Genomic DNA, 11496 nt, shown 5'->3' on the forward strand with positions numbered 1-11496 from the left:
CTTAATTGCTTGAACAAGACACGCTAAATTTGCACGTCTTGTTCATCAAAATACTAATTCTTTAGTCAATTTTACAATTTAAGAGTTCAACTGCAAGTTTTTGATAGATGGCATTTGTCCATCCAAATCCCTCTTGTAAAGGGTATCTTCCAGTAGTGTTAATGTTATAATCTACAACATTATATTTTTCATACATTTTTCCTGTTATCATAAATTGATCCGTACATAAGTTGACCCAACGTCTCGCTATTTCGATGCTTATCTCATTGTAACCATATCTTTTAAGACCACTTATAACAATCCATTGTAAGGGTGCCCACCCGTTTGGATAGTCCCACTGAAAACTAGTATAGTAAATAGAGGTAGCCATCCCTCCACGAACTAAAAACATGTTGACTTTTTCTTGTATAAGTTCAGCTTGGTTTCGATCAGCTACTCCTGCCCATAGAGGGAAAAATGTGGCTAAAGAAGGATAAACGTACTGTTTGCCTTTAATAAAATTATAGTCAAAATACATATCATGTGAATCACTCCATAAGTAATGATTCATTAATTGTTTTCTTTTTCTAGCTCTGTTCTTCCATTCCTGAATTTCATTACCTCTTCCTAATATGCTGGCAAACTCAGATAAATCCGTTTCATATTTATATAACAATGAATTAAGTTCTACAGGTATAAAGTGACCGCATTCTCTGTGAAAGCGACCAGTATAATCCCAACCAGATTCTGCTTCTGTTCGTTCTTGCCAGAACTGTGGAGGGATGTGCATTTCATCAAAATGCAAGTACGCTTCTTCGTGAATTCTTAGCATTTTATCCAGGTCATCAAAATAGCGATTTAATCCAATTTCCCTATGATAATGAGTACTAGGATTCATCCAAACATTAAAGTATTCTAGCTTTGCAATTTCATACGCATATTTTAGCCATTCAAGATCCTCATCCCAAACCTCCTTAATCATTGATGTCAAAAACGGTGGTTGTGAACGACTCAAGTGTGCAACTTCTGAACTATTTGGAATAATACCGAAAGTTTTCATCTGATATAGAAAATTATCAACAATACCTCTAGCTAAACGATCTAATTTAGAAATTTTTAATCCTAGCAGTGTAAAGTAACTATCCCAATAAAAGAGCTGTTGAAAAACGCCTCCAGGAACAACATAAGGATGCGGTAAATAAAATAACTGTCCCTTTGTAAATGGAGGGCTTTCAACTATCAGTTCTTTCCAATACTTATGAATGTATCTTAATGTCTTTTCAATTTTTTCCTCCGAACAATTTATCTCTATTACAGGTAATTCATAGTCCAACCTAATCAACTCCAGATCAACGGTTTTAATGATTCATATGTTTTTAAGGAGGGATATAGTATGGAAAGATTCAGATATCTATGGGACGATTTTCTTTTTGATCATTTTAGCTGTAAATCACTCTGCAGTTGTTTGGACAGAGTAAAGGATTTAGAGAAGATGATATAGAACTACATATTTTATAGGTGAGCAGAAAATAAATACAAGGGGTTTATAGGAGGGGTAACAGATGGATATGAAATACCCAATTGGAACATTCGAATTTGATGGTGAGATAACAGAGAGTGTAGCAACGGAATGGATAAAAGAGATTGAAGAATTGCCTAGTTTGCTACAAAAGGCAGTAAAAGACTTAGATGATGAACAGCTTGATACACCATATCGGCCTGGAGGATGGACAATTAGACAAGTCATTCATCATCTTGCCGATAGCCATATGAATGCCTTGGTTCGTTTCAAATTAGCTCTTACGGAAGAAACCCCTGTCATAAAGCCGTATAATGAAGCGAAATGGGCGGAACTATCTGATTGTACATTACCAATTGAAGTTTCCTTATTATTACTAAAATCGTTGCATACTCGCTGGACAAACGTTTTATCAAGTCTAAGTCCTGAGGATTTGAAAAAGACATTCATTCATCCTGAATTAGGAGAAGTGACAGTCGGTAAAAATATAGGAATCTATGCTTGGCACGGCCGACATCATCTGGCACATATTACGTCTTTGTGTAACCGGAAGGGCTGGTAAAAAACTGTGTGAATGATAATATAATGACAGTACAAGCTTGAGAGAAATAAGGGGACATGAATATGAAGAAGGAAAATCGGGAGTTATCACTAGAACAACGTGAAGAATTACTCCAAACATTGAAAGTCCGTTTTGAGAAAAACATGGAACGACACAAGGGTCTTGAATGGGATGACGTGCAAGCAAAGCTCGAAGCTAATCCAGAAAAATTATGGTCGCTTAATGAAATGGAAGGAACTGGCGGTGAACCAGATGTTGTCGGTTATGATGAAAAAACGGGTGAATACATGTTTTATGATTGTTCTGCAGAAAGTCCTAAAGGACGCAGAAGTGTGTGTTACGATCGCGAAGCTTGGAATCAAGAAAAAAGCACAAACCAGAAAATAGCGTTATAGATATGGCGGCGGAAATGGGAATTGAGCTGTTAACGGAAGAGCAATACCGAGGACTGCAGCAACTTGGTCATTTTGATAGAAAAACATCAAGCTGGGTGCAAACACCTGAGCATATTAGAAAACTTGGCGGAGCTATCTTTTGTGATCGTCGCTACGACACGGTCTTTATGTACCACAATGGAGCAGATTCTTACTATGGAGCAAGGGGTTTCCGAGGATCTCTTAGGGTCTAAATTCGCACGTCTCTAAATAAGAGGACGGAAAAAGTTCTTCATCAAGCAGATGAAGGACAAGACTGGTCATTTTCATTGTTAGTCTTCCACCAAGTGTCATTGGGGGAGAGTAGCCTAACTAATTTAGCTAGCACCATGCTCCGATAAAACAAAAACGACTCGAATTTCCGAGTCGTTTTTGTTTTGGCTTGTCCACTTTCCTTATTTTAAGAATGAACGCAGCATCCAGTTATGTTTTTCAAGTGATTGATGAATCGCAAGAAGCATATCGGCTGTTGTTTCATCCCCTAGTGAATCAGCGGCTTCCATACCTTCTTTTAGTTCATCGATTAATGTATTAAAGTCGTCAACTAGCTCTCCTACCATTGATTCTGCATCTTGGCTGCCACTAGCTTCTTTTACAGAAGCTGTTTCTAAAAATTCTTTCATTGTTGCAACAGGATGTCCTTTCAATGCTAGTAAGCGTTCTGCTAACTCGTCGATATGTGTAGAGGCCTCGTTGTAAAGCTCCTCAAACTTATCATGTAATGTAAAGAAAGCAGGTCCTTTTACATACCAATGATAGTTGTGAAGCTTAATAAATAAAACACTCCAGTTTGCTATTTGTTTGTTTAAGATGGATGATACTTTTTCTTGACTCATACGATTACTCCTCCTTTGTTCTCTCTAATTTACTATTTCCCGTTTCAACAAAATTATAAACCAATTTTTTCTACTAAAAAGTGACAACTTTATGTTGAAAGCTTCCTCCGTGAACTTGTGTGAACATGTTTCCGGCTGCTTCAAGCAATGCATTTGCTTCTTCACTTTCCATAGACGGGCGCAAGTAAAAAAGGTGAAGAGCAGACGTTGTGTTAGTTGTTACCTTGGTTCTTGTTGAATCCACGATCGGACTACCAAAAGCACCAGTTGAATCGGCGCTAATCAACTTTCCTTCCATATGATTCAACCGTCCATTTACACCTTCGTATTGATCATGCTCAGTCCCTAAACGAAATGTCACATCCCCTTCGATCTGGGCAGCATCGTAAATTCCTAGAGGAATGGCATATTCTAATGAAAAAAAGGTGTTTAAATCAACGGCAGAATGTACAAGTGGAAGTGGTTGTCCTTTTTTGATTCGGCGGTATAACGCTTCGTGTGATGGACGGTATTTACTGGCGCTAATTCCCAAGTCTTTAAATGTTTGACGCCATTCAGAGATGCCTTTATAATCGGTAAGTTCTTTCGTTTCGAGTTCTACTTTTAACGTCTCTTGAAAAAATTGCAAACGACCTTTTAACATTTGAGGTGAATCGTCAATCACGATATGATTGTATTGGATTGTCCCGATCTTAAAGGTTGGTATTTTCGATGAAATGGATTCATCAATGCTTACATTTATCATAGTTAACGATCCTTTCGCTACAAGTTTCTTTTTATTGTAGCATATTGAAGGAAATGGAAGAAGAAAGGTGATCGGACATGACACATGCCCAATTAAAGGATGAGCTTATTGCATATAGTAAAACAATAGGAGTCGACAAGATTGGCTTTGCATCTGCGGATCCTTTCTTGCAATTAAAAGATCGACTTCTGATTCAGCAAGAACGGGGGTATCAGTCTGGTTTTGAAGAACCTGATATAGAGAAAAGAACGGAACCAAAGAAGCTTGTCGAAGGAGCAAGAACGATTATTTCAATTGCGCTTGCGTATCCTTCCAAAATGAAAAATCCACCGAAGAGCACACGTGATGAAAGAAGAGGTATTTTCTGTAGAGCCTCATGGGGAAAGGATTATCATGATGTGTTACGAGATAGATTGAAAAAAATTGAGCTTTTCTTACAAGAAAAAGTACCAGATGGGAAGACCATTTCAATGGTTGATACAGGTGAACTTTCCGATCGTGCTGTGGCTGAGCGAGCTGGGATAGGCTGGAGTGGAAAGAATTGTGCGATCATTACCCCTGAATTTGGAAGCTATGTTTACTTAGGGGAATTGGTAACCACGATAGGGTTTGAGCCAGATCAGCCCATTACGGATCAATGCGGAACGTGTAATAAATGTGTTGAAGCATGCCCAACGGGTGCTTTAATACAAGGTGGTCAATTGGATTCACAAAAATGCATTGCATTTTTAACACAAACCAAAACATTCCTTCCAGATCAGTATCGAAAAAAATTAGGGAATAGACTGTATGGTTGTGACACGTGTCAGCAAGTTTGTCCTGAAAACAAAGGTAAGGACTTTCATTTACATCCAGAAATGGAACCAGATCCTGAATTAGCAAAGCCAAAACTAATCCCTTTGCTCACAATAAGCAATCGAGAATTTAAAGAGACATTTGGCCACGTATCAGGTTCATGGAGGGGAAAAAAACCGATTCAGCGCAATGCGATTATCGCATTAGCTCATTTTAAAGACAAAAAAGCGTTACCCGTTTTAACGGAGCTACTTTACAAAGACCCAAGACCGGTTATACGAGGAACAGCCGCTTGGGCAATAGGTGAGATTGGAAGCACGAGTGAGGAAACTATATTGAATAAAGCGAAAAAGACAGAAAAAGAAGCAGAAGTGATTCGAGAGATTGAAAAAGGGCTGAATTTACTAAATAACAAGCATTGATAAACGAGCGAATCTTGTCTTAGTAAGGTAAGATAAGGAAAAGATTGGACATTGGAAGGAAGGGGTAATAGGACAATGCACGTTACACACTACGTCGATGAAATGAATAGTCCCCTAGGAACTCTGACAATTGTTGCAACAGATAAAGGAGTTTGTCACATCCACTTTGGCGAATTAACAAAATGCACGGCGTCATTAAAGGCTTGGTTAAAAAAACAAGGACGAAAAGGTGAAGTCGTTCGCTGCAAAGAAACGCTAAAACCAATATGTGATCAACTAGAAGACTACTTTGCTGGAAAACGGAACACATTTGATGTTTCACTAGACCTATGTGGGACGGAATTTCAAAAAAAGGTATGGAATACATTAAAAGACATCGAATATGGAAAAACAAAGTCTTATAAAGAAATCGCAAAAGAAATTGGCGCACCAAAAGCCGTTCGAGCCATTGGAGGAGCTAATAATAAAAACCCAATCCCGATTATTATTCCGTGCCACCGAGTAATCGGAAGCAACGGAAACATGGTCGGATACGGCGGAGGACTCGAGAAAAAAGAACTTCTCTTAAGCTTAGAAGGAGCAATTGAAAAAATCTCGTAAAGAAAGGATGACATGGTCATTCTTTTTTTTGTTTTTTTATAGATTGTAACTGGAAAATTTTCGCTCATAGTGAAATGGAGCGGAAGCCACTCGACTCCTGCGGGAAATAGAGGGAGGCCACTGAAAAAGTGCCTAACTGCCGCAGGTGAATGACACTACGCTTTCCGCGGGTGCCCGGTGAGCCTCCTCGCTGTCGCCTGCGGGGTCTCACACGTGGGTCACTGCTCCCGCAGGAGTCTCCGTGTCATTCACCTGCTAGGGTTACTTTTACTTACCATTTAACTTGTTACTCTTTTTCATTTAAAAGCTTTACTTCATATTTTTTTGCGAGTAGCAAAATGTCCAGTTTAACAAACATACATTCCTGCATCTTTATTGAATTCGAATTCATCATTTTTTCGTGTTCCATATATACTGATAGGATGTTGTTTGGAAACAAGGTTCATGTTATTTGTTTTTGCAATAACTCCAATGAGTGTATATTTTCCAGACTGTAGACCCAAGGCCTTTGAGCTTCATTTCTCAAAGGCCTCTTTTGCTATTTCTCATCTTTTTTTAATCATTGATGAATATTAAATAGAGAATTTCTATCTTACCTCTCAACAAAGCGGACGGGATGGGAGGGCCGACTCCTGCAGGAGGGAAGGGCAGGTTGAAATCCACCGGCGTAGCCGGTTAGTTCAACGCCCACCTGCGGAAAGCGTGCCCCCCATCCCGGGAGCGGATTCGATGTACTTATTTACGCCACTCTCTCATTAATCACAAAGATTAGAGCACTTTTCCTGCTCTCAAATAGAGGTAGGGGCGAGACCCCACAGCCGAGGAGGCTCGCCACCTACTTGCGGGTGCGAGTGGCTGCAGCACAATGGAACGAACTTGGGGAAAACACCTAACCTATAACCATAAAGTATACGAAAACAGTCTTTTTTTGTTCATTTTAAACAAGCTAGTGATCATACGTTTATAGTAGTAGAAAGGAGAATGTCTAAATGAACCCAAACATCATTTCTCGATTACATCAGCAAATCGAAACAAGGAATAAGCAGTTTGTTGAAGAGGCTAGAGGAGATAACTTGGTAGATGCCATTGTCCTAAAGAAACTAGCCATGAATAAGAAAAGAGGAGCTGAAATCGTAAAGTCTTATGTAGAAGGAGATATTACACGAACTTCAACATTCGAAGATTACCAATATGTCGATTACAAACAACATAATGAATACTTAATTAAAATAAACGATCATGTTTACATGGAAGAACAAATTGAATATCGAAGAGCTACATTTTTTCAAGATGAATTGATCAACGATGAAATGATTGAGGTTGAGGAACAAGAAAGGGAAGCGATTAAAGTAGAAGAAATGCTTCGTGAAACAAGTGCCGATGAACCTAAACGTTCCTATAACAGAAGAGAAGCGGTTCGATATGCAGAGAGATGGTGGGATGACTACAATCCTGAATACAAAAAATTCACGAATAACTGTACGAATTTCATCTCGCAATGTTTGCACGCAGGTGGCGCAAAAATGTCCGGTCACCCAGACCGTTCTAAAGGCTGGTGGTTTAGGTCAAATAATTGGAGCTTCAGTTGGTCTGTTGCCCATGCGTTCAGATGGTATTTAAGTGGATCCAATGCGGGTTTAAGAGGCGAAGAGAAAGAGAGTGCAAGCGAGTTAGAGCTGGGGATGTCATTTGTTATGATTTTGATGGAGATGGACGTTGGCAGCACACAACCATTGTCGTAGACAAAGATGCAAATGGAGAACCACTCGTCAATGCCCAAACAGCCAACAGCCGCATGCGCTACTGGAAATATGAAGATTCCACAGCCTGGACACCAAATATTAAATACAAGTTTTTCCGAATCGTAGTATAAAGCCACACCCAAAAGGGCGGTTTCCCTTTTGGGTGTGGCTTTAGGATTTAAATTGTAAGTTCCCCTCTTTTTGAGCATTTCTTCTTTAATCGGTAGGTGGTATAATGTTTTTTATTGATAAGTTAGATTCTTATAGGAAATAGAGGTGTTTGCACGTGGGGTTACATATCGTGCTTTTTCAGCCAGAAATCCCGGCTAATACAGGAAATATTGCAAGAACATGTGCTGGTACGAATACAACATTGCATTTAATTCGCCCTCTTGGGTTTTCAACGGATGATAAAATGTTAAAACGAGCTGGTTGTGATTACTGGCCAAGTGTATCGATTCATTATTACGATTCGTTGGACGAGCTTTTTAACAAATATCCAGAAGGTCAATTTTACTTTATCGAAACAGTTGGAACGAAGAATTACAGTGATTTTGATTATTCCAATAATGACATCGATCACTTTTTTGTGTTTGGTCGCGAAACGACGGGATTGCCTCAAAGTGTGATCGAACAAAATGTAGAGAAATGCTTTCGAATCCCTCAAACAGATAAAATTCGTTCGCTTAATTTATCGAATACCGCTGCGATTGTGATTTATGAAGCTATCCGTCAGCAAGGCTTTAAAGATCTAGTATAGACCGGAGTGAAAAATCGACCAGTCTCCGAAGAGGCTGGTCGATTTCGTAAGGAAAAGTGCTTATTAATTTTTGTGTGGATTGTCTTCATATCCTGCTGTGAAAATAGCAACAAAGAAAACAATACTAACACCAAGGATGAGTACTGTACCCATGTTTATTCCTCCTTGTCACAAAGCATAAGTCCATTATAAAACAATTCTACAAAGAAAGAAATGAAAGTTACGTGAAAGCTAGGACGGTTCTTCTAATTTGTAGAGGATGACCGTCGTGATTAAGCTTATATAGATGAGAGAAGGAGACGTTTTGAGTGTCAAATCGATATATCACAAGTCATTTTCCGCTTATTTCAATTTTGTTGTTTAGTCTTGCATTTGCTATTTATGTTCAGGGATTTATTCTAAATGAGTTAGTGAATCTAGGGATTTATAGTGGGATGTTGGAATTTATTTCTGAAAGTGGCATCAAACTAACATTGCTGTTTTTGTTGCTATTATTTTTCTTTATGGTTTTTTCGGCTCTGAAATTATTAGCAGATACAACGATTGAACTGTCCATGCTCTTTTTCTCAAAAGATGAAGAGGGAAATGAATTAAATAAAGTTCGATCAGGTTCATGGATTTATTTAGCTGGAAGTGTGCTAGCTGTTTTGCTAGCGCAATACCTTGTAGTAGTTGTCCTTTTATTTATCATAGCAAGTTTAAGTTATTTTGTTTTTCTTGTTTATAAAGTGAGCCATACATTAAATCTACCAGGATTAATTGGATTTATCTTTTTCCAAGTTATTTTTTGGAGTGTGTTTCTGTTAGCGGTCTTTTTTGCTTTATTGCGTTTATATAATAGTTTTATGGCTAGTTTGCCTTTGTAATATGGTTAGAAAAAAAGATGATTCATCACATGGATGTTCGTCTTTTTTTGTGCTTTAGTGAAAGGAAGGGACAACTGAATGATAGTCAAATAAAAATCCGAATGATTCCATCGAATCTTTCGGATTTTTCCTTTGATAATCAATATTGGTTAAAAGGCGCTGCTCTGGGCATACACTTCGCTAGTATAGAGACAATTCTCTATTTCAAAAAGAAATACGTACAGAACGTTAGTCTATGGTGAGGTCATGATAAGTTGTAAAGTTAATTCATAAGCTCACGCCAAATTTGCAAATGTGGGCTGTTTTGACTTAAATGAGCTAGACTTGAGCGTTGGTCTTTTCCGACCCAAACACCTGTTGTGTATTGATCCGTAAGACCGACAAACCAAAGATCATGGTAATCATTTGTGGTTCCTGTTTTTCCACCAGTATAAGGAGCAGATACTTGAGCTTTTCTTGCTGTTCCACTCGCGACGACATCGGAGAGGAGTTTTCTCATTTTATCATTGGTGGTTTTGCTCCAAACAGTTGTTTCTTTGCGATTCCAGCTGTACAAAATATTGCCTTCATGGTCTTTTACACTTCGTATTCCATAAGAAGGTTGATAAGATCCATCATTCGCAAATGTTGTATAGGCGCTAGTTAGTTCAAGTGGAGTGATTCCGTAAGTGAACCCTCCTAAAGCACTGGAAAGAGCTAAGTCTTCCTCTACAACATGTGAAAAGGAGAAAGGCTCTAAATAGCTAAATGCCGTTCCCGTTCCAAGCCTATCTAATATTCGAACGGCAGGAGTATTATACGAATGCTTTAAAGCCGTCGTTAATGGAACCATCCCATATTGAGATCCTCCATAATTCTTAGGGCAATAGTTTCCAAAACAAACGTTATCAGCGCTAATCGTACTCTGAATGGGTACGTCAAACTCTTCAAAATAAGGAGCATAAACAAGTAATGGTTTAATAGCTGATCCCGGCTGTCTTGGATTCTGATAACCTCGATGAAAATCAAATTTTTGATAGTCTTTTCCGCCAGTTAACGCTATGACTTCATTGGAATGATGATCTAAAATGACAGCTGAAGCTTGTACATCACTCTGAGGTACTTGTCTATGAATCGTTTTGACAGCTAAGTTTTGCATAAATGGATCTAATGCTGTTTCAATATGGATTCCTTTTTTAAATAACTGTTGAACTCGCTCCTCAAGGGATTTCTGAATTTGTTGTCTACTTTCTTCATTAGTAGCTTGAGAGAGTTTGTCTTGGAATCCTTCGCTTTTCGCTACGAGTTCTGTGAACTCATGGTGGATATAAGTTACGTAATCAGGATGCAGATCCACTTTTCGTCTAACATTTAGAACGACTTCTTCTTCTAATGCTTCTTCATATTGTTCCGGTGAAATATAGGAGGCCTCAAGCATTTTTTGAAGAATCCAATTCTGTCTTAGTTTAGTTTGCTCACTGTTTCGTAACGGGTTATAGTGGCTAGGGTTATTTGGAACAGCACTTAAAAACGCTGCTTCAGCGATAGTAAGACGCTCACTAGGTTTATTAAAATAATAACGACTAGCTGCTTCTATGCCGTAGATTCCATTGCTGAAGTAGATTGTATTAATATAAAGCTCAATGATTTCTTCTTTTGAAAAATTCTTCTCCAATTCATGAGCATAAAGAATCTCACTCATTTTTCGATTATATGTTTGGTCGTGGGAAAGAAAAAGATTTCGAACAAGCTGTTGAGTCATTGTACTAGCGCCTTCTTCAATCCCATCATGCGCGCATTTGCCATAATGGCTCTCGCGATGCCGATTGCATCGTACCCTTTATGTTCGAAAAAACGTTGATCCTCCGTTGAGATAAAGGCATCAATGACCACACTTGGGATCTCCTCATAAGGCAAATAAATCCGGTTTTCATCTCGGAACACTTCACTTATGACATCACCGTTTCGATCATAGATCATACTATTTTTAGAAAGATTAATTTCCTCAAGGTCGACTTGTTCACTAATCACTTCTGATAACGACTTAACCTCTTTGACCTCTGTCGTAACTTCTAGTAACAGAAAAATAAAAGCAACAAAAATAAGACAAATTAGTCCCCAACCTGTAATCGATTTTGCCATCATGTACACACTCATTTCCGTTTATTCGCTCTTTATTGTACCACCAAAATGACAATTTGGGTGTTGGAAACGTAAGGCAAGTCAATCTTAACAAAAAGGAATCCAACTGCTTTTA

General features: G+C 38.5%; 11 protein-coding genes and 2 pseudogenes. 8 read left to right on the forward strand and 5 right to left on the reverse strand.

Annotated features, from left to right (window positions below):
- Positions 1-61: 61 nt before the first annotated feature.
- Positions 62-1312 carry a trehalase family glycosidase gene (locus JCM9140_RS07665; protein WP_034744555.1) on the reverse strand — a complete coding sequence of 417 codons (1251 nt, stop codon included), beginning with the start codon at positions 1310-1312 and terminating at the stop codon, positions 62-64.
- A 229-nt stretch (positions 1313-1541) separates the two neighbouring features.
- Between JCM9140_RS07665 and JCM9140_RS07670 the strand changes: the two genes are divergently transcribed.
- Both JCM9140_RS07670 and JCM9140_RS07675 read left to right on the forward strand, forming a co-directional pair.
- Positions 1542-2060 carry a YfiT family bacillithiol transferase gene (locus JCM9140_RS07670; protein WP_034744559.1) on the forward strand — a complete coding sequence of 173 codons (519 nt, stop codon included), beginning with the start codon at positions 1542-1544 and terminating at the stop codon, positions 2058-2060.
- A 62-nt stretch (positions 2061-2122) separates the two neighbouring features.
- Positions 2123-2688 (forward strand): annotated as a pseudogene (locus JCM9140_RS07675) (DUF4256 domain-containing protein).
- A gap of 201 nt (positions 2689-2889) precedes the next feature.
- Here JCM9140_RS07675 and JCM9140_RS07680 read toward each other — a convergent pair.
- Both JCM9140_RS07680 and JCM9140_RS07685 read right to left on the reverse strand, forming a co-directional pair.
- Positions 2890-3330 carry a Dps family protein gene (locus JCM9140_RS07680; RefSeq protein WP_034744561.1) on the reverse strand — a complete coding sequence of 147 codons (441 nt, stop codon included), beginning with the start codon at positions 3328-3330 and terminating at the stop codon, positions 2890-2892.
- A 73-nt stretch (positions 3331-3403) separates the two neighbouring features.
- A complete protein-coding gene (locus JCM9140_RS07685; protein ID WP_156314830.1) occupies positions 3404-4075 on the reverse strand; it encodes a B3/B4 domain-containing protein in 672 nt (223 codons plus the stop codon).
- 77 nt (positions 4076-4152) lie between these two features.
- On the opposite strand from JCM9140_RS07685, the gene queG reads away from it, so the two are divergent.
- The 6 genes from queG (at position 4153) to JCM9140_RS07710 (ending at position 9260) form a co-directional block, all read left to right on the forward strand.
- On the forward strand, positions 4153-5292 hold the full coding sequence (gene queG, locus JCM9140_RS07690; RefSeq protein WP_034744564.1) for a tRNA epoxyqueuosine(34) reductase QueG: 1140 nt from the start codon (positions 4153-4155) through the stop codon (positions 5290-5292).
- A gap of 75 nt (positions 5293-5367) precedes the next feature.
- The gene (locus JCM9140_RS07695) at positions 5368-5892 is read left to right on the forward strand and encodes a methylated-DNA--[protein]-cysteine S-methyltransferase (protein WP_034744567.1); all 525 of its coding nucleotides are present in this window, start codon (positions 5368-5370) and stop codon (positions 5890-5892) included.
- Between the two features lie 989 nt (positions 5893-6881).
- The gene (locus tag JCM9140_RS25500; protein WP_500778502.1) at positions 6882-7634 is read left to right on the forward strand and encodes an amidase domain-containing protein; all 753 of its coding nucleotides are present in this window, start codon (positions 6882-6884) and stop codon (positions 7632-7634) included.
- Complete coding sequence (locus tag JCM9140_RS25505) at positions 7580-7765, forward strand: amidase domain-containing protein (RefSeq protein ID WP_500778503.1); 186 nt, start codon at positions 7580-7582, stop codon at positions 7763-7765. Before JCM9140_RS25500 ends, JCM9140_RS25505 begins: the two co-directional genes overlap by 55 nt.
- Positions 7766-7920: 155 nt before the next feature.
- The gene (gene trmL / locus JCM9140_RS07705; protein WP_034744570.1) at positions 7921-8394 is read left to right on the forward strand and encodes a tRNA (uridine(34)/cytosine(34)/5-carboxymethylaminomethyluridine(34)-2'-O)-methyltransferase TrmL; all 474 of its coding nucleotides are present in this window, start codon (positions 7921-7923) and stop codon (positions 8392-8394) included.
- A gap of 308 nt (positions 8395-8702) precedes the next feature.
- A complete protein-coding gene (locus tag JCM9140_RS07710; RefSeq protein ID WP_034744573.1) occupies positions 8703-9260 on the forward strand; it encodes a DUF5366 family protein in 558 nt (185 codons plus the stop codon).
- Positions 9261-9522: 262 nt separating this feature from the next.
- On the opposite strand, the gene JCM9140_RS07720 is transcribed toward JCM9140_RS07710, so the two are convergent.
- Both JCM9140_RS07720 and JCM9140_RS25155 read right to left on the reverse strand, forming a co-directional pair.
- Complete coding sequence (locus JCM9140_RS07720; protein ID WP_369384406.1) at positions 9523-10677, reverse strand: transglycosylase domain-containing protein; 1155 nt, start codon at positions 10675-10677, stop codon at positions 9523-9525.
- Between the two features lie 57 nt (positions 10678-10734).
- A pseudogene (locus JCM9140_RS25155) lies at positions 10735-11396 on the reverse strand (transglycosylase domain-containing protein); the annotation flags it as partial.
- Positions 11397-11496: the final 100 nt, after the last annotated feature.

This window comes from Halalkalibacter wakoensis JCM 9140 (assembly GCF_000513095.1).
Lineage (GTDB): Bacteria > Bacillota > Bacilli > Bacillales > Bacillaceae_D > Halalkalibacter > Halalkalibacter wakoensis.